Here is a 17,999-nt window from a genome sequence, read left to right as displayed (position 1 = left end):
AATCTGAAACAAGAAAAAAGGGGGAAGTGCGGGAGACATCTCCACTGCAGCAATCTTTATTTAAAAAGTGATTCTCAACAATAAGGAACAAGGTGCTCTTATATGATTAGAGTTGGTCAGTTGAAAGTTGACGGGAAAACTGCGTTGGGTTTGAAAGTGGATTTGCCGGATTCTCCTCCTCTTGTTGCAGTTATTGGGGACAAAGGGTTTGTTATGTGTGGATTCTTGAATGTGGATGTGGCTGAAAGACTTGGTGTGACAGCGGCGATGGTTAGTGGTGTTAAAACATTTGATGACATGCTTGATGCCGAAATTAAAGCGGTTACCTCTGAAGCTGAAATGAAGGGGATAAGGCAAGGAATGAAAGGGCGCGAGGCTGTAAAACTGTTGTTCTAGTTTGATTCTAGTAGGCGATTGCTGCCCTCACGAAGCTTGACGCTTTTTTGCCGCAAACAACACATTTGCCTTCAATTTTCTCTTCAAAGTCAACTGGCGTTCCTAATAGCTTGGCGCTCACAAGTTCTTCAATTTCATGACCACACCCCGCATCCCCACACCACAGGAGTTCTAAGATTCCAGCCCTTTTCTTTAACAGTTCGTCTGCCTTTTCTAGACTATCGACTCTGTATATTCGCTTTCTCATCCATTCCCAAGCCCTCTCTCGCATTTCGATTGACATCTGGTCCATTAGCTGACGTAATCGGGATGGTAAGTCGCTGATCCCGCAAGCTTCTCTCTTGAAGGTGTCGCGACGTACGAAAACAACTTGTTCCTTCTTAACGTCTTTTGGACCGATCTCTATACGAATTGGGACGCCGCGAAGTTCCCAGTAGAAGAATTTGGCGCCTGGAGTTAGGTCTTCTCTCTGGTCAATTTCAATCCTAAAACCCATGCTTTCCAGTTTTTCTGCAACTTTCTTACATACTTCTGCAATTGATTGTGGGTCTTCTTTATGCGGTATCGGGATGATTATGACTTGGATAGGAGCGACGCAGGGTATTAATCCGATGCCATTGTCGTCGCCGTGTACGCTGATTAGCGCACCGATTCCTCGTTCACTTATGCCATAGCAAGTTTGCCAAATGTATTGGTGTTCGCCGTCTATGGTTTCGTATTGGATGTCAAATGTCTTGGAGAAGTTTTGGCCTAGATTGTGAACCGTACCTGATTGTAAGGTGCGTCCATCGGGCATAATGACATCGAAAGAGATTGAATAGAGAGCACCAGGGAATTTATCCCAGTCTGGGCGGCGACTGATTACATAAGGAACACCGCAGGCATCGAAGAAGTTTTTGTAGATTTGAATGGCTTCCTTAATTTGGATTTCTGCATCTTCAAGGGTGGCGTGGCTTGTATGAGCTTCCTTGAATGTAGAGAGTTCACGGACTCTGATGATGGGTCTTGTAGTTTTTGTTTCGTAGCGGAACACACTGCCGATTTGGTATAGCCTTTTTGGCAGGTCGGCGTGGCTTCGTATCCAGAGTTTAAGCATAGGGTAGATTGCTGTTTCGCTGGTTGGCCTTAGTGCATATTTGATCTCTAGGGGTTTTAGACCGCCGTGGGTTATCCAGAACACCTCGTTTTCAAAGTCTTTGATATGAGCGGCTTCTTTGCGGAGATCGGTCTCGGTGACCATAATTGGGAATTGAACTTCCTCGTGTCCAGTGGCGTCGTGCAAATCCCGCAGCAATTGAGTGACTAATCTGCGTATTTTGTATCCGTATGGGAGCCAGACGCCGCAACCTTTGATTGGATAGCGGTAATCAAGTATTTCTGCATTTATCAGTACTTGGCGGAACCATTCGCCGAATTGTTTGTTTCGTTTTTCGCGTTTTCCAGTTGGCATGAGTTATTCCCGCTTTTATCAGTGCTTATTGCTCCTTAGATATTTTAACGTTTTAAACATTGAAAAAAGGTCGTAAGCAAGGGTTCTAACTCACCTTAAATTCGGGCAGATCTATCCTGAGGGGTCCTCACTTCCTCAACAATCCTTTTTCCAGCCGCAACTTCATCAACAGAATGAATGGTAGCACCCAATTCCTCTAGTTTTCCCTTGATGCTTTCGAAGTTTATGCTTTCTCCCGCAACTATAATCTTTACGTTTTCCACTTCCTGGTCTATCTCGTAAGTAATTACGTTTACGCCTTCTATGCCTTCTATGTTACTTAGTGCTATAGAAAGTTCAACAACGGTTGGCTTATGTGGCTTCAAAACGTCTAGGACAAGCCTTCTTAACATATTATGACGACTCGATATAATTCTCGTGTCTAGCTTTTTAACTTTTGCTTCTCCTTATTAAGTGAAGTCTTGTTTTGTTGAGCTCAGTCGTAAGGAGTTGGTTTGGCTTCTTGCTTGTACAGTCTCTTTTCATAAGCAGATTTTGGCTTGAGCTTAATTCTGTATTGTGGCGCCATTTTTCTTCGCTCCACGTTTTTAGCTCTTGCCAAGACCTTTGCGATTCGCGTCTTCGAGGGCTTTCGAATTCTCCGATGTCTAATAGGAACTGGTGTGAAAGGTTTCTTTGTTATTTTTCTTTTTCTACGTTTTCTTCTAGGTATCTGCACTATTCCTTCTTTTGCCATTTTTTTGAAGGTCACGGTTCGTTCTTTCAAGTCTACGCTTTGAACTTTCCAGCCTGAATTCGTCCATGCGTAGCCTTGACTGGTTGTGTCGTTGTTGTTCCACCACTCTTCGCTTCTCAAAGCACCGAAAGGCAAGTCGTTTTTTATTATTCCTTCGATTCTAGAGAAGGTCAATGTGGTCAAGCTTGTGAATTTTCCTCGTCTCCACAAATGCTCTCTCAGAGAACTGTATTTTGAACCACTGCGCCGAGGGGCAATTATTCTCCTCGCACAATTCAGGCATATGAACTCTCGTTGTTCGCTCCACAAATCCGTAGTCATACAGCTTCGGCAGTAAAGCTTCTTACATCTTGGGCAGCTCCTTAAGGAATAAAGAGATAGCACTCTGCCGCATAAGGTGCATTCGTCTTTCATACAAGGGATAATATGGTGCATTCGCATTGAAAAACATGCTGTCGATTGAAGTTCAGCATTGAAAATAGGTTTTTCGTTTAGGAATATGAAAACTGCAGAGCAGAAAATGTCTTAAATATACTTTAGAAGGTTCGTCAAGCTTTCAATTTTCTCGATATCTTCATCTTTAATATTGCCCCTGCGGTCAATTAGCAGAGCCTTTAAGCCGCTCTTCTTGGCTCCTTTGTAGTCTTGTTCTAGCATGTCGCCAATAAAAAGGGCTTCTTGAGGTAGAACCTCCAATTTCTTCAAAGCGTGCAAAAACATTTCTTTATTTGGTTTCATCTTTCCAACAGTGTTCGAAGCAACTTCTACATCAAAGAATTCTGTCAACCCGACTTTTGGCAATATTTCTCTGACATCGCTTTCTAAACCATTTGTTATGAGACCGACTTTCAATCCGCTTTGCTTGAGTAACTTCAACGTTTTTTCTGCGTCTGGGTAAAGCTCAACATTTGCATGGTGCCACCATAACTTCGTTATCTTCTCTGCTAGGAACGGCACATTTTTCCGGATTCCTATATGTTCTAAAACTTGCGTGTTCCATCTTACCCAAAACTCATCTCCCAAAATAGGTAACTCCTCGGTATTTGTATGCTCCTCAGCGATTTTTCTTGCCTGCTCAATTTCTTCTGTTGAACGTTCAATGTCGTATGTCTCTAGTATCTCTTTCATCACCTCGGGGGTAGGCGAAGTTTTTACTAGTGTCCCTCCTAGGTCAAAGAGAACTGCTTTTATTTTCATCTTTATCCGTCTCTAAGGCTCTTCCTGTTGAGGACTAATTCTTGCTATTTAACATTTTCTTGCCAAGCATCATCAAGGCGTGAAGGATATAAAGGCCACAAAAAGTTGAAAGCAAGGCAAAAGCAGAGGAAAAACTCAATTTGCTAGCGCAAACGTATCCTCTTAAAAATTTAAATAGCTTTCCAGACAAGTTTGACGCGGAGATGAAAGGATTGAGCCTTAGAGAGTTTGTTGTTAAACATTTTGACAAAACCTACGAGCACCTTTCTTTGAGAGAACTGCGCGATGCCCCAGTTTCAGCTATAAGTGGAGTCAGCGAGGCTGACGCAGCCGACTTGAAGAATGCTTTTGGAATCAAAACCGTTGGGGATTTCGCTACGAACAAACACGTTTTGCTTGCTCAGGCGATAAACGCTTTCTCAAGATATTCTGCGAAGGTGCTTGACAAGGAGTTTGAGTCGGCTGAGTTCAAGAAGCTTAGAGAGAAACCAGTCTTTGCTATCTCAGGAATCTCTGAGGACGACGCCACACTGCTCAAGAAAGCCTTCGGCATTGACACAATCGGCGAACTGGCTGAGAACAAATACGTTCAAATAGCTCAGCTGACCACGATTCCCGTGTCTCTTATGGAGCTGTTAGAAGCCTCAAACCCTTAAGATGGGACAGAGTAGAACACAAGCATCTATTTCCCCTCTCTAGATGCCGCCCAAATACGCCTTCCCAACAAAACCAAGCACCTCAAGCAAGCCAAACCCACAAAACTCATTCCAGCAGCGTTATCAATTCTGGGTGCATCTATTCTTGCAAAGGCGCAAAGGAACCACCCGAATCGCAGACACAACAACCCTTACTGCCACTGCCACCTTCATCAATCTAGCATCCTCTTATTTTTTTTGGGGCATAGACGAGCGCATATGGCTCTCAGCGTTTATTATGCAATATATAGAAGCCGGTATGTACTAGAACTTTAAGAAAAATGCAGCGTGCAGAAGGACAGTTTAAAAAACGTCGCTAGAATAGACTGCTTAGGATTGTTTGAAGGTTAAGTATAGCAAAGATAAGAGAAACTGCAGCTGCCACTCCAAACATGATAAGCATTGCTCTTGGTTCCACGGGCAGACTAATCAGTGCTTCTTCGGTCTTTTTTTCAATGGCATATTCTTTTATTTCACTCGTAACCATGTCTATTTGTACCTTCGCAAGTATTTTTTTCCCGATTTCCGCCTCGACAACGTAGCGCTGGTTTTCTATGAAAACATGTTTTGGCTTGATTCCTCTTTTGTGTCCAAGTGACTTCAAGAAAGCCATGGCTATCGAGGTGACCTGCTGAGCGTTGAGGGTTTTAGTCTCTGGAGCGACTCTTTGGGGCACTGCTGGAGCTACTCTTTCACTGACTATCGCCATTTAGCACGTCACCTATCTCTTATACATGTTCAAAAACTGTTTGTAATAAGGGAGTGTGTGTATTTTATCTTACAAACTTTTTAGTCATAAAGGCTTTAATCAACAAGCGGGAAGTTGACCTTATCACCACAAGGGTTTGAGGGCATCAAGTCGGTGAACCAATGAAGATGTTGAAGACTAAAGACGGAGTGATACTTCAAATTCAGGTGAAACCCAAATCAAAAAACTTTAGAATACAAGTTAACGACGAGCTTGTAATATTTTGCAGGCAACAGCCGGTTAAAGGAAAAGTCAATAGAGAGTTAGTAAAGGAGCTTTCAAAAATTTTTGAAAGAAAAGTCGAAATCGTTTCAGGTCTTCGTTCGAAGGTTAAAAAATTTTTTTAAGGAAAATAGATGAAGAAAATGTTTCTAAAATCCTAGAACCTGTGAGAAAGGATAACATTGTTTAACGGCTTGCGGCGCTTCTCGTTGTCTTAATGCGATTAACGCTTCAAAATCGAGAGAACAGCGATGGCGATAAAAGCGATACCTGCATACACCTCACTTTGAGTAATCAACCAAACCACCAAAGCTATGATAGCTGCAGGCAAAATGAACAAGATAATTTTCACAATAGCGATGATGATTATTAAGCCTATTACTAAAAGGGCTAATAGCACAAGCCAACCAAACGGGCCTAGACTGAGGAGCAAATTTGGAAACATTATTTCTCCATCTTTGGTAAAATATCTATGTGCATTAAAATATTTCTTTCATCGAACATTTTGGTTCTATTTCTCTTGATGTGCAATTCTTTCCAGCGCATGCATGTAGTCTAATCTTTGAAATTCATAGTGGACGCTTAGAAATAGTCCCGCAAACAGCAACGAAAAACCTACAATTGCGAGTAGAAGAATGTGCAAAAATAGCCCAGCGATAGAAATGGATGAACCTAATGCCCAGACGATTTCCCCGACAAGTCTGGCAAGGCGGACCTCAGCAATCTTTTTTTTCAGGTAATCTGTTATTTCCGACAAGAGTTTGATCCACCAGCTTCTTCTAGACGAAAATCAGTAGAGCAATATATAAGTGCTGACTAGAGAAGCCTAGGTCATTGCGAAGTTAAAATATACCCTGCCCAAGTGTTCTACAGGGAGAAAGTCATGCAGCAAGCAATAGTAACGCTTCTTTCCGATTTCGGGTTGAAAGACCCTTATGTTGCAGAAATGAAAGCCGTTATATTAAGTAAATGTCCCGAAGCAAAAATTGTTGACATCAGCCACGAAATTGACAAATTCAACATACGCATGGGTGCCTTCATACTCGCATCTGCAACACCATTTTTTTCCAAAAGGAACAGTGCACGTAGCCATTGTAGACCCAAGCGTTGGAACTAAACGTCGCCCAATAATCGTAGGAACCAAACATAGCCATTTTGTCGGACCAGATAATGGACTGCTTATGTTGGCCGCTTTAAAAGAAGGCCTGCGGCACGTCTATGCTATTGAGAATCGGAAATGCATGCTTTCGAAAGTTACGAAAACCTTTCATGGCCGAGACATTTTCGCGATTGTTGCCGCCTATCTAGCGAGGGGGGTTAAGGTGTCTGAGTTTGGACCAAAAAATTAAAGACTATGTTGTGCCGGATTTTGCGAAACCACGTTTGATGGAGAATGTTGTGTTTGGCGAGGTATTGCACGTTGACGGTTTTGGCAATGTCATTACAAACATTTCGTCGGAAATCATAAAAAAACTAGGTATTCGCGAAAACGAATTCGTCAAGATTGAAATGGGTGGAAAGGCTGCGGCTTTGAAGCTGTGTTCTGCTTATGGCGACGTTTCTTTGAGTAGCGCTCTTGCGATAGTTGGTGGTCATGATTTTCTAGAGGTTCCAGTAAATCAAGGCAGTGCAGCAAAACGATTTAAGGTAAAAAGTAGAGATTCTATCCGTGTTCGGCGCCAGGGCTATTGTTGAACTTGGTCGGTTTTAGCTAAGTCGTGTAGTCTTTCTACGCCGTCAATCTTTTTAATATATTCGGCAACGCAGTTGGGCACGAGTGTTGTCCAATTTTTGTTTTCCAACATTTTCTTCCTTATTTCTGTGGCTAGGTAGAGATGACGTTTGTTGAAGGGTATCGGTTTAACGGGGAACCCGGCTTCCAGAAACAGTCGTCGTGTAAGGGGTTCATTTGAATAGACGTGTTCAAACTTGGGCGTGTAGCCTTTGACTTCTGCAACCCACATCATGTGAACGTGCATGTCACGAATGGGTATAATCCAATATTTTGATGGTGATATTTTGGCTTCGTCTAAAGCTTTGCGGATCATAGTGACTCGTTCGCCTGCGGTGAAGGGATTATCTAATCGGTGGCTGTATTGGGCGCTACCAATCACTATCACCACCTCATCGACTTCAGATAAAACATGTTTTATTGCGTGAAGATGGCCTAAATGGAAGGGTTGAAACCGACCGATGTAAAGTCCTCGTGGCATATGAAAGTCCTCTCTAACGGCATAGTATGTGCATGAACTTAATATTTGTTAAACTTAACTATAATACGTGTGTGCATTTCCACTTTGGATGTGAACTCTAACGATTTCTAGAGTAATTACACACATGATTGTTTGTTAGTTTGTTCATAATTTAAGTGCAAGAATATAGAGCTCAGAAGTCTCAAATCGAGGAGGAACTTCCAATTTTCATATTGTTATTTGCTAGGTTTAAGCATGCCAACTGGAAATAATCGTAATGCTTTGCCGTTGATTTTAGCCTCAATTACCTTTCCATATTTTCGGTTTTCTCTCTGTAAAATATCCCACTTTGTCTTTAAGCCACCGCCGTAGCCGCCTAAGGTCATATCTGCAGCTACAACTCTGTGACAGGGAATTAAAGGCGCGAAAGGGTTAGTCGCCATCACCCGCCCAACAGATCTAGGACTCCCACCAGCAGTCTTTGCTAGAGCGCCGTAAGTCGTCACGTAGCCCGTGGGAATAAGTGAAGTTAACCTCAACACTCTCTGAGCATAATCGGTTAAGCGAGTCAAGGCGAATTGGAAACTGAAAGAAACATCTTCGCCGTAAAAAGTGGCCTTTATCGCCCCTAAAGCTGCTTCTGCAAGCGCGTATTTCTTTAGGGCAACTTGAAAAATTGTGTTATAAGGCAATTCTCTCAGTAGACATCTAAAAGCGTCTCTCTCACTTAAGGCAAATGATGTTGCAAAGATTTTGTCGTCTTCAAGAGCAACACCGCACCATAACTCGTCGATTTCTTGAATGGAAAGGTTGATCATTAGTATTCATGCATCCAAAACCAGCGGGTTACAGAATAATGTTTTGCTTTGTCGCCGATTTCCTCGTGATATCGTTTAATTATTCCATTATCTCAACTCTCTGCGAGCATTAAAGATTTTTATGATTAAGTTTAAATTTGGGGGTCGTCTATAATCAACAGACATTTAGGGGGACAATGCTTTGATTGAGCAAAATCAGCAACATCCTTACTTTTTGATGCCGGGCGCCACAACATTAGGCATAGTGTTTTCTGAAGGTGTTTTACTTGCCTCTGAAAAACGGGTTACCTATGGCTATTTCGTCATGAGCAAAGCTGGAAAGAAGGTTTTCAAGATAACAGACCACATAGGTGCAGCGTGTGCAGGACTGGTTTCTGACATGCAGGTCCTTGTAAGGGAGGCTGAAGCTCATGCGAACCTTTTCAAATTGGACAGTGGCAGAAGGATATCCGTGAGGTCGGCAGCTAAAGTCATGTCTAACCTTCTTTTTGGTAGGCGGTTGTTTCCGTTAATCACGCAGACTATTATTGGTGGCGTGGATGAAGATGGGGCTTCGATTTATGTTTTGGACGTTTTAGGATCTGTGATTCCAGACAAGTATGCCGCGGTGGGTACTGGCGCGGAGATAGCGGTTGGCGTTCTCGAGGAAAATTATAGAGAAGACATGGGCTTGGAAGAGGTTAAGGAGATGGCGGTTCGTGCTATGAAGTCGGCGATCAGTCGGGATTCCATGAGTGGAAACGGGATTGACTTTTTGATTTTCACAAAAGAAGGCATTATTGAAGAGTCGATGAAGTTCTAATCTTAATCATTTTGCGAAGTTTTTCGATAGCTGGAATCTTCAGGTCATATGCTTTTTAATAATGGGAAAAGTGTTAATGCTTAAAGAGGCAGAAATGAAAACAAATACATTAGCATTGTCAACAAAGAGCATGACTCTGGCAATTGTTTTTGCGTCGTTTTACACAGTTTTTTCTTCTTGGAATTTATTTCCGTTGATTGGTGGGCAAGGCAACTTCATTAAAGCAGGAGTTGTAATGGCTTTAGTAATTGGAATTATACTTGGTCCTTGGCTCGGAGTTTTTGCAGTAACGATTGGTGGAGTTATTGGGACCTTTATCTGGCAAGTTGGCCCTTTTGGACCACTTAGTTTTTTGCCTCACGTTGCTGCGGCGTTGTTTGCAGGATTGCTTTACAACAATAAAAGATGGTTTTGCGGTGTTACGTATCTTCTTTTGCTGCTTATTTTTGCTTTCTACCCGGTTGTGGGGCCTGCTTGGTTGTGGCCTCCCCTTTTGTGGTTGCATGTTGCTGGCTTGGCTTTCCTGTTTTCTCCGTTGCAGCCAAAGATTGGTGAGTTTCTGCGTGAGGATAGGGACGCGTTTAAGCTTGCTTTTGGAGTCGGGGTAACGTTGTTTTTAGCAACTCTTTTTGGCCATGTTGTAGGCAGTTTGATGTTTGAAGCTATTTACTGGCCTAGTTTCATTTCCGAGGTTGGTGTTTGGAAAGCTGACTGGCAACTTCTTACATGGCTGTATCCTATAGAACGACTGTTCATAGCCATAGCTGCAACGTTGATTGGAACTGGGTTGGTGAAAGCTTTAAGGATTTACGGTTTCAAGATTGGCGGCTGAAATCTTAAAGGCAGATGCATAAACGCATTTATCGGATGAAATCTCCATTTCTTCCGGAGAAACTTTTTCATCTGTAAATGTGACAGGTACATCTCTGATGAGGACAAAAGGCGTTTTCTCGCTTGTTTCGCCCAGTAGCAAATGAGCTAGGGATGCGAGATCATCTGCTATTGCATGCCGAGTGATCAGCAAAGGTTTTTGGAAGAGATCTTTTTCGTCTCGGCAATCTTTTACTGGTTCGAAGCCCGTTACCGCTACAGCTAAGCCTCTGGTACCCATTCTTAAAGGCGCCACGTCGCTGTCTACCACTAAAACCCCCACCCTTTTTCCAGCTTTTTGTCTTATTTCGTTTCGAATATTTTCGACGTATTGTTGAGGATCTATCGGCCATAGCACAACATGGCCTGAGGGCGCATTTTTACGGTCGATGCCTGCATTTACCGTTAGTATTCCATTTTTCAGCGTAAGAACCGCTTTTTCAACTCCGCCGTAGATTTGTTCAGCTTCTTGTATTATTAGTTCGGCGAATTGTGGTTGCAAAGAATGTTTTTCGGCCAAGGTTCTTGCCTCTTTGGAAGGTGTAACTTGGTGCAGTTCAACTATTCGTCCTTGTGCCATCGCTACGGCTTTTGATGATATTGCTATGATGTCTTTATCTTCCAGTTTCAAGTTTCGCCTCTTTACTGCTTGGATAAGCATATTGACTATGTTATCCTTTGGTTTGATGAGCGATGTTTCGAGGGGAAAAGCTTGCATAAACAACCCTCGGCTCTATTTAGCGTCTAAACTAATAAGCCATAACAAAAAGCACGATTTTGCAAGGTTGGATTACCAGTAGAACCAGCTGGGAGAGAAACATGAACTTGGTGCGGCGGGCCGGATTCGAACCGGCGAACCCCTACGGGAAAGGATCTTGAGTCCTTCGCCTATGGCCAACAGTTTTTTGACCTGGCTTGGCTACCGCCGCCCTACAACCTCAAAAAAGAACGCACACTAATAATTTAAGCGTTCCCAAATATGTTTGCCGCTTAATAGATCAGTCGAATCTAAGCATTGAGTACATGCGTACAATCTCTCCCCAACCTTTAAACTATACAAACTCTAAGGAAATATCCCGCAAAAGGCGCATCACCATGCCTAACCCAAAACTTCGCAGCATCCACAAAGCCGGCATTCAAGTACTTAAAGCAATATCAGCACAGATACGTATACAAATCTTAAACTTACTCCTGGAACATGGTCCCCTATCCTACACAGAGATCATGAATTACCTAAAACTTGACGCCACCCGTGACGCTGGACGCTTCGCCTACCACCTCAAATCGCTCTTGAAAGCCGACCTAATTGAACCCGACGTAGAAACCAAAAACTACCGCCTGACAGACCTTGGCAGACGCATCATCGAAATCACCGACGAAATAGAAGATAAAACATACAAACGCAGAAAAATGCTCATCCGCACATCCCGCCTTTCCATAGAAGAATTCGACAGAAACAAAATCACCCAATCCCTAATCAAGGAGGCTAATGTTCCAACAGATATTGCCCAAAAAATCGCCCGAGAAACAGAAAAACGCCTCCAACAATTCAAGACCAAATACTTGACAGCACCCCTCATCCGTGAAATCGTCAACACAATTCTCCTAGAAAAACACCACGAAGACTACCGCCACAAACTCACACGTCTAGGTCTACCCGTGCATGAAGTTACTCGGCTAATTGATGCGCCACGACCAAACGTAGAAGCAGTTCACAAAGCGGCAGGCAACGCAGTTATAGAAGAATATACGCTTCTAAACATCCTACCTCGCAACATCTCGGACGCTCATCTAAGCGGCAAACTACACCTCTACAACCTCGGAACATGGATACTAAAACCAAACGAAATCACTCACAGCCTTCCGTATTTCTTTCACTCCTTCAAGCCAAAAACCCTTGAAGCAGCCCTTAACGTCACAATAAACATCATCCAAAACACTGCAACAGAAATAACAGGGCTACAGAACTTAGACGATTTCAACATCTACTTAGCCCCTTACACAAAGAATGTAGCCTCTGATAAAATCAAAGAACTTCTACGTCTCTTCATCAAGAACCTAAACCAAACAACTCCAACACCTACAACAATATGCCTAGAGCTTTCAGCAAAAAAGAGCACTCTATACGCCAACGAAACTCAACAACTCGCCCTCTTATTGCTAGAAACATTAGTTGAAGAAAACAAGACATATCCTTTGCAGAACCCAAAAATAATTATAAAAACACGACAAGAAACCCTCAAAAACGCCGAAGCAGAGAATTTGCTTCATGGAGCACACAAGCTCGCCGCAACAAGCGTTCTCATATACTTTGCCAACCTGTGCCCCGACAACCAAAAAAACGCTACGTACACGGCTTCTGGTTTGAGACTGGCAGATGAATGGCTCCAAGACTGGGAACTCGACACTCAACGAGCAGGAAATCTAGATCTCGTTAGCATGAATCTACCTAGAGTTTCCTTTGACGCCAGAGGAGATGAAGACAAATTCCTTGAGCTTCTGAACGAGCAACTTGACTTGGTTAGCCAAGCCTTAGAAATCAAATATCAAACGATTAAGAAGCGGACCGAGCAAAATCTTCTGCCTTATCTGATGCAGAAAACAAATGGTGACCAATACTTCAGACTGGAAAATACAACACGAACAATAGTCCTAATAGGGCTAAACGAAGCAGTTCGAACATTGATTGGTAAAGAATTGGCTGAAGATTATGGGAAAGCTTTTGTAGTGACGGAAAGAATTTTGAAGCACATTAACTCCTACGCGAAGAAACATGCTAAAAAACCAAAAACTCGATTGACGACAGCCATTATCCCCAACAGAAAGGCGGCAAAGAGGCTTGCGAGACTAGACGTAGAGGAATATGGGTGGGGGGTTGTCAAAACCCTAGGCACTAAGGAACAACCTTACTACTCAGACACAAACACGCTTTTCCTCATCGAAGAAGAACAACTCAGCCTAGAAGAACGAATACATCAACTAACCCCCGGCGGTCACTTGGCCCTTATAGAAACTGAAGATGAGCAGCTCTCTGCAGAGGAGCTTCTGATTAAAACAAAGCAACTCGTTACAAAGGACATAGGTTTCTTCGTCTACAATCTCTCTTTCACACATTGTCACCACTGCAAAACTACATCGCGCGGAACCCATCTAAAATGCCCAAACTGTAGCTCAACAAGCATCCTTACTTTAACACGTTACTAGCGAAACCATTAAATCAGCGGTTTTTATGTTTTTATGCCAAACACCGAGTATGTCAATTTTGAAGGATCAGACTACAGCATTTTATACAGTCTTATCCAAAAATCTCAAGTAATCTGCGAAGTGTGAAAAATTTATATCTTTATGTATATAGAGACCATGGCCTACGCAATCCACACCATCTGTTTTTTAACTGAAATGTATATTGAAAATTCTAAGAGTCTGGAGGTAGTATTGTGTTTTGCTGCGGGGGTTTTTCCACGAGCCAACAAGAATATACTGTAGATTCGCTCAAATATTTCCCACGAGTTAGAACATCCAAAATAATGTTCGAGGACTTTAATCCACAGAAAATAAGAGATTCTCTAATGAAAGAAACAGGGCTTTCAGACGAAGTTGCAGATAAGATAGCCCTAGACATTGCAGGTCGGATAAACACCTTAGATCTAGAGTTTTTGTCTGGTCCGCTAATTCGAGAGTTTGTCTGCGTAGCATTATTAGAGAACAATTTTGAACGCCCCAGAGCTAGATACACCAGACTCGGCATCCCTCTGTTTGATGTCGAAAACCTCATTCGCGCTGGTGACAAGGAGAATGCTAATCTCCAACACAATCCGGAAACAATTCATAAGCTTGCCGCCGACACCATTTTCGATCAATACGCGTTGTTAAACTGTTTGCCACCACATTTGGCAGACGCTCACATTGCCGGCGCCATTCACATCCATGATCTTGAGTACTTTGCAACTAGGCCCTTCTGCCAAGAGCATGACCTACGCTTCTTTCTTAGAAAAGGCTTGATTGTCGATGGTGAGGGCGTACATACGGCTGTGGCTGGTCCTGCGAAGCATGCGGAGGTTGCAATTTTGCACGCAGCCAAGGCTTTAGCGGCGGCACAAACGAATTGGGCTGGTGGGCAAGGCTATGACTTTTTTAATGTTTGGCTTGCACCATTCGTGAGAGGTTTGTCATATGAGCGTATGAAGCAGCTGGCGCAGATGTACATTTACGAGATGTCACAGATGTACGTCGCACGGGGTGGCCAGACGGTTTTTTCCTCTATTGCATTGGAATGTGCAGTGCCCAAGATTATTTGGGATGTACCTGTGCTTTTGCCCGGTGGAAAAGTCAGCAAGTCGGAGACTTACCTCGACTATTACGACGAGGCTAACGCCTTCTTTAATGCTATACTTGACGTTTACATGGGCGGAGACTACTTGGGGAAACCGTTCAACTTCCCCAAGTGTGAAGTGAAGTTGCGACGAGAATATTTGGACAAGTTTGAAGATGAATATATTAAAGTGGCTGCATTGGCGTCCAAGTTTGGAACTCCCTACTTTCTCAACCTTTGCCCTGACTATATGCCTGACATTGTGAATAGTCAATGTTGCAGGTTGATCTTTACGCCTGACAGTGACGAGTTGAAAGACTTTCATAAGGGCGCTATGCGGATGGGGAGCTTGCAAGTTGTTACTGTCAATTTGCCGAGATTGGCTTATGAGGCTGGGGGAAATGATGATCGGTTGTTTGAGCTTTTAGATGAACGTATGGACATGGCTAAGGATGTACTTTTCATTAAGCGGGACGTTGTTAAAGATAGACTAGACGGAGGTACGCTGCCGTTTTGTACCATGGACTGCTTTGGCGAGCCCTATCTAAACTTGGACAAACAGGTGTTGAACGTGGGCTTTGTAGGTTTGAATGAGCTGTTAAAGGCACATTTGGATGCGGAGATGCATGAAGACCCTAACGCGTGGCGTTTTGGATTGCGAGTAATTAGGCACATGGCTGATCGGGTGAACGACTATGCGGAAGAGACAGGCTATCGGTTTGGATGTATTCAAACCCCCGCAGAAAGTTGTGCGCACAGGTTAGCTTTGGTTGATCGTAGGCTGTTTGGAGAAAAGGCAGTTGTGCAGGGCGATGTTGGCAATGGGGGCATTTACTATACCAATAGTTCTCATATTCGCCCATCAGCTGGGATTCCGCTATTGGAGCGGATTAGGGTTGAATCTAGCTTTCATCCATTGACTAAAGGCGGCGCGATCTTGCATGTTTTTCTCGGGGAGAGCAACCCATCGCCCAAGGCGATTTGGAGCTTGATTAGACGGATTGCAACAGAGTCGTTGGCAGCTTATTTTGCCTTCACCCGAGACATGACGATTTGCAGGAAGTGCAATAGCGTGGAGGCTAATTTGCAGGTTAGATGCAAACGTTGCGGGGCAGAGGGTAATGATTTGGAGCATTGGTCTAGGATTACGGGGTATTATCAGCAGCTGCGCGGTTGGAATGCGGGCAAGGTGCAAGAGTTCAAAGACAGACACAGATACGTAGTATAGCCATAAGAATTGAACTAGGGAACAGCCGAAGATTTGATGTGCACACTAGATGCAGTATCGGAGATATCGTAAGCCAAAAATGGCGATTGTTCCCACTCTTGCGAGACGAAGATGGTGAATCAGAGACGATTCGATACCATGAGAGATATGTACGTTTTGGGCAGCCTTTGCATCAAATTTTTAATGTCAATCAAAGCAAAAACTCCAGTTGATATAGCACTATGGCACATGTAAATTCGGATTCAGCATAGTTATTACAATCTCATAACGATTATAAAGTAAGCAAACCTTTTCAAAACTGTGATTCACTTGTACACAGAAATAAGAAATCATAGATTAGGCGCATTTGTCTATGGCTTTATGAGTGGTTTAGGTTTGATTATGATTATGTGGGGGCTCGCTTCTGTAATCGCACTGCCCACAAGAAGTTCAAACATATATGTTGGTCTCATTTTGTTTGGGGCGCTTTTGTTTGCCGGGGGTAGTTCCCGCGAAGCTTACTTACAGGGCGGTTTATCAGTACAACCAAGCATCCGCGAGAAGACTCCTGCACCACGAGTCAAGCCTGAAACGTCTTTGAAACCGGCTGGACGGTCACAAACTGGAACAACAGCTCAGTCAGTACATCAGGAAGCAACTGATTTGAATTCATTGACAACAGAACAAATAAGAGAATGCCCAGTTGGAATGCAAACACACGAAAGTATTGTTTACGATAAAGAACAGTAAACATAGACCTGGAACACTAGTACTTATACGCGCAGCAAATTTAAAAATTCAGAAGTTTGTGAGTTTCAATTTTGTCATAAATTAGAAAGTTTGAAATCCTGCAGTTATCTGTATCCATCAGTTTGCTTTCTAAACAGAATAGTTGAGTGGCGTTCCGTTAGTGATTATCAAATTGGAACGTGAGTTGAATATGAATCATAAGAAGTTCAGAGAAAAAGAATGGAAACGGAGAGAAAACATATGGCGGGTTTCTTAGTCTGCCGTAATACTCTTGCAGATCATAATAGGCTTTATTCTCTTCAACTCGTCTGGTATCGCTGCGTGAGCGCGCATGTTGCATTTGAGAACGGTAGACGGTGTATAAGCACCATAAAATTGATAATTCTCTAATTGGTAGTCCTGAGTATAAATGGGTATAAAGATCTAGGTATAAATAAAACATATTTAGGTTTTAGTCCTAAGAAGAACACAAGGGCCGGTCGTCTAGCATGGTAGGACATCTGCCTGACACGCAGAAGGTCGCCGGTTCAAGTCCGGCCCGGCCCACCATCTTTTGGGTCTGGAACCATCACTTTTATAAGGTTTGAAATCGCGCGCGCATTTATAGATGTCTTTCAAGGAAGAACACCAAGGAATATCCTAGCTAAGCATTACACTGGAAATGGTCTTGAGAAACTTAAGAGGATATATGACAAAGCTAGCCTAACAGTTCTTAGTTAAACGTGCGTCAATTGCTGTTTCAGGGATTGTATTCTTCTCCATAGCTGTTACATATCATTACAACGTCGTATATGTCAACTTTTCCATATGGTTCAGCTATGTCACAGTGTGGGTTCCAGTTGGGGTCTAGAGGAGTAGAACTATAAGCACTGCAGGCTAAGACAACATCAAAAATGTCGACATCCAAATCATGGTTAACATCTGCTGGATTCCAGTAAAGATTCATTAGAGGATAGTAGTCAACATCTTCCCAAGGAAGATACGTGTCACCTATCCCATCTCCGTCTAAGTCAATGCCGCTATAGTTGCTCCAGTAGTTCCCTTCACAACCATTATTCCAGATGTTAGCTGAATTAAAATCGGCTGCCTGCTCTTCCCAACTGTCTATGATGCTGTTATGGTAGATCTTGTTATCGGAGGAATCGTAGGAAATCACTCCTCTAGCATTTGAATAGACATAATTTCTTGTGACCATGTTACTCGTAGACTCTAGGATCAGAATACCGTTTCTCTCGTTATGTCTTATGTCATTGTCTGCGATAGTGTTGTTATTACACCATAGTTTCAGCTCAACTCCATGCTGGTTCGAATAAAACCTATTTTTAGTGATACGGTTGTTGGTGTTATTCTGCCAAAAAAAGATTCCTGAATGACTGTTCGATTCGAAGTGGTTTTCTGTGAAGTTGTTCTGACGGGAAAACATCATTCTTACGCCATCAACGGTAAAGGATATGTTGTTATACTGAACTGTGTTATTATGAGAATAATAGATTAGTAAACTCCAGCCCAGGTTTGAAAAGTCATTTCCGATTACCTCATTGTCGGATGAGTGGGTCAACCACATCCCAAACGTGCTCGCAGACATGTTGTTTTCAGATATGTTA

23 protein-coding genes, 2 tRNA genes and 1 pseudogene are annotated in these 17,999 nt (G+C 42.9%); 14 read left to right on the top strand and 12 right to left on the bottom strand.

What is annotated here, in order from left to right:
• The first annotated feature begins 102 nt into the window (after positions 1-102).
• Entirely contained in the window at positions 103-396 is a 294-nt protein-coding gene (locus KAU88_09835) for a DUF1805 domain-containing protein (GenBank protein ID MCK4478803.1), read from the top strand.
• A 7-nt stretch (positions 397-403) separates the two neighbouring features.
• Here the strand turns inward: KAU88_09835 and KAU88_09830 are convergent, their stop codons facing one another.
• The 4 genes from KAU88_09830 to KAU88_09815 all read right to left on the bottom strand — a co-directional run bounded on the left by KAU88_09830 (position 404) and on the right by KAU88_09815 (position 3,779).
• On the bottom strand, positions 404-1,846 hold the full coding sequence (locus tag KAU88_09830; protein ID MCK4478802.1) for a proline--tRNA ligase: 1,443 nt from the start codon (positions 1,844-1,846) through the stop codon (positions 404-406).
• A gap of 95 nt (positions 1,847-1,941) precedes the next feature.
• The gene (locus KAU88_09825) at positions 1,942-2,238 is read right to left on the bottom strand and encodes a DUF211 domain-containing protein (GenBank protein ID MCK4478801.1); all 297 of its coding nucleotides are present in this window, start codon (positions 2,236-2,238) and stop codon (positions 1,942-1,944) included.
• An 83-nt stretch (positions 2,239-2,321) separates the two neighbouring features.
• The gene (locus KAU88_09820; protein MCK4478800.1) at positions 2,322-2,903 is read right to left on the bottom strand and encodes a hypothetical protein; all 582 of its coding nucleotides are present in this window, start codon (positions 2,901-2,903) and stop codon (positions 2,322-2,324) included.
• 204 nt (positions 2,904-3,107) lie between these two features.
• Positions 3,108-3,779: an HAD family hydrolase gene (locus tag KAU88_09815; protein MCK4478799.1), complete on the bottom strand. Its 672-nt coding sequence runs from the start codon at positions 3,777-3,779 to the stop codon at positions 3,108-3,110.
• A 203-nt stretch (positions 3,780-3,982) separates the two neighbouring features.
• On the opposite strand from KAU88_09815, the pseudogene KAU88_09810 reads away from it, so the two are divergent.
• From KAU88_09810 to KAU88_09800, 3 genes and pseudogenes are all read left to right on the top strand, one after another.
• A pseudogene (locus KAU88_09810) lies at positions 3,983-4,189 on the top strand (hypothetical protein).
• Between the two features lie 27 nt (positions 4,190-4,216).
• Positions 4,217-4,435, top strand: a complete 219-nt coding sequence (locus KAU88_09805) for a hypothetical protein (GenBank protein ID MCK4478798.1) — start codon at positions 4,217-4,219, stop codon at positions 4,433-4,435.
• A gap of 145 nt (positions 4,436-4,580) precedes the next feature.
• A complete protein-coding gene (locus KAU88_09800; protein ID MCK4478797.1) occupies positions 4,581-4,742 on the top strand; it encodes a hypothetical protein in 162 nt (53 codons plus the stop codon).
• A 48-nt stretch (positions 4,743-4,790) separates the two neighbouring features.
• Here KAU88_09800 and KAU88_09795 read toward each other — a convergent pair whose 3' ends face one another.
• A complete protein-coding gene (locus KAU88_09795; GenBank protein MCK4478796.1) occupies positions 4,791-5,183 on the bottom strand; it encodes a hypothetical protein in 393 nt (130 codons plus the stop codon).
• A gap of 167 nt (positions 5,184-5,350) precedes the next feature.
• Between KAU88_09795 and KAU88_09790 the strand changes: the two genes are divergently transcribed.
• A complete protein-coding gene (locus KAU88_09790; protein ID MCK4478795.1) occupies positions 5,351-5,569 on the top strand; it encodes a DUF167 domain-containing protein in 219 nt (72 codons plus the stop codon).
• Positions 5,570-5,667: 98 nt separating this feature from the next.
• Here KAU88_09790 and KAU88_09785 read toward each other — a convergent pair whose 3' ends face one another.
• Both KAU88_09785 and KAU88_09780 read right to left on the bottom strand, forming a co-directional pair.
• Positions 5,668-5,889, bottom strand: a complete 222-nt coding sequence (locus KAU88_09785) for a hypothetical protein (GenBank protein MCK4478794.1) — start codon at positions 5,887-5,889, stop codon at positions 5,668-5,670.
• Positions 5,890-5,955: 66 nt separating this feature from the next.
• Positions 5,956-6,201, bottom strand: a complete 246-nt coding sequence (locus tag KAU88_09780; GenBank protein MCK4478793.1) for a hypothetical protein — start codon at positions 6,199-6,201, stop codon at positions 5,956-5,958.
• 126 nt (positions 6,202-6,327) lie between these two features.
• Here KAU88_09780 and KAU88_09775 point away from each other — a divergent pair, with 126 nt between their 5' ends.
• Genes KAU88_09775 through KAU88_09765 form a run of 3 tightly spaced genes read left to right on the top strand, consistent with a single transcriptional unit; the run spans position 6,328 to position 7,139 of the window.
• Complete coding sequence (locus KAU88_09775) at positions 6,328-6,561, top strand: SAM-dependent chlorinase/fluorinase (GenBank protein MCK4478792.1); 234 nt, start codon at positions 6,328-6,330, stop codon at positions 6,559-6,561.
• A complete protein-coding gene (locus KAU88_09770) occupies positions 6,524-6,793 on the top strand; it encodes an SAM-dependent chlorinase/fluorinase (protein ID MCK4478791.1) in 270 nt (89 codons plus the stop codon). Before KAU88_09775 ends, KAU88_09770 begins: the two co-directional genes overlap by 38 nt.
• Positions 6,777-7,139, top strand: a complete 363-nt coding sequence (locus KAU88_09765) for an SAM-dependent chlorinase/fluorinase (GenBank protein ID MCK4478790.1) — start codon at positions 6,777-6,779, stop codon at positions 7,137-7,139. Before KAU88_09770 ends, KAU88_09765 begins: the two co-directional genes overlap by 17 nt.
• On the opposite strand, the gene KAU88_09760 is transcribed toward KAU88_09765, so the two are convergent.
• Positions 7,130-7,657, bottom strand: coding sequence for a nicotinamide-nucleotide adenylyltransferase (locus KAU88_09760; protein ID MCK4478789.1), 528 nt, complete (start codon positions 7,655-7,657; stop codon positions 7,130-7,132). The two genes, KAU88_09765 and KAU88_09760, sit on opposite strands and share 10 nt — an antisense overlap.
• Before the next feature lie 215 nt (positions 7,658-7,872).
• Positions 7,873-8,454, bottom strand: coding sequence for a methylated-DNA--[protein]-cysteine S-methyltransferase (locus tag KAU88_09755; GenBank protein MCK4478788.1), 582 nt, complete (start codon positions 8,452-8,454; stop codon positions 7,873-7,875).
• 217 nt (positions 8,455-8,671) lie between these two features.
• On the opposite strand from KAU88_09755, the gene psmB reads away from it, so the two are divergent.
• A complete protein-coding gene (gene psmB / locus KAU88_09750) occupies positions 8,672-9,256 on the top strand; it encodes an archaeal proteasome endopeptidase complex subunit beta (protein ID MCK4478787.1) in 585 nt (194 codons plus the stop codon).
• 61 nt (positions 9,257-9,317) lie between these two features.
• The gene (locus KAU88_09745; GenBank protein MCK4478786.1) at positions 9,318-10,088 is read left to right on the top strand and encodes a hypothetical protein; all 771 of its coding nucleotides are present in this window, start codon (positions 9,318-9,320) and stop codon (positions 10,086-10,088) included.
• Here KAU88_09745 and cofE read toward each other — a convergent pair.
• Complete coding sequence (gene cofE / locus KAU88_09740) at positions 10,056-10,844, bottom strand: coenzyme F420-0:L-glutamate ligase (GenBank protein ID MCK4478785.1); 789 nt, start codon at positions 10,842-10,844, stop codon at positions 10,056-10,058. The genes KAU88_09745 and cofE overlap by 33 nt on opposite strands.
• A gap of 108 nt (positions 10,845-10,952) precedes the next feature.
• Positions 10,953-11,055, bottom strand: a tRNA-Leu gene (locus KAU88_09735).
• Positions 11,056-11,221: 166 nt separating this feature from the next.
• Here KAU88_09735 and KAU88_09730 point away from each other — a divergent pair.
• The 4 genes from KAU88_09730 (at position 11,222) to KAU88_09715 (ending at position 16,944) form a co-directional block, all read left to right on the top strand.
• The gene (locus KAU88_09730) at positions 11,222-13,330 is read left to right on the top strand and encodes an ArsR family transcriptional regulator (protein ID MCK4478784.1); all 2,109 of its coding nucleotides are present in this window, start codon (positions 11,222-11,224) and stop codon (positions 13,328-13,330) included.
• A gap of 323 nt (positions 13,331-13,653) precedes the next feature.
• On the top strand, positions 13,654-15,666 hold the full coding sequence (gene nrdD, locus KAU88_09725; protein ID MCK4478783.1) for an anaerobic ribonucleoside-triphosphate reductase: 2,013 nt from the start codon (positions 13,654-13,656) through the stop codon (positions 15,664-15,666).
• A 309-nt stretch (positions 15,667-15,975) separates the two neighbouring features.
• On the top strand, positions 15,976-16,395 hold the full coding sequence (locus KAU88_09720; protein ID MCK4478782.1) for a hypothetical protein: 420 nt from the start codon (positions 15,976-15,978) through the stop codon (positions 16,393-16,395).
• Positions 16,396-16,867: 472 nt separating this feature from the next.
• Positions 16,868-16,944 (top strand) — tRNA-Val (locus KAU88_09715).
• A 190-nt stretch (positions 16,945-17,134) separates the two neighbouring features.
• Here KAU88_09715 and KAU88_09710 read toward each other — a convergent pair.
• Positions 17,135-17,999, bottom strand: an 865-nt coding sequence (locus tag KAU88_09710) for a right-handed parallel beta-helix repeat-containing protein (GenBank protein MCK4478781.1), incomplete at its 5' end; no start/stop codon positions are given.

The sequence above is a fragment of the Candidatus Bathyarchaeota archaeon genome (genome assembly GCA_023131225.1).
Taxonomy (GTDB): Archaea; Thermoproteota; Bathyarchaeia; order Bathyarchaeales; family SOJC01; genus JAGLZW01.
Note: the sequence above shows the minus strand (reverse complement) of the source record. Positions and strands in the feature narration are given on the sequence as shown.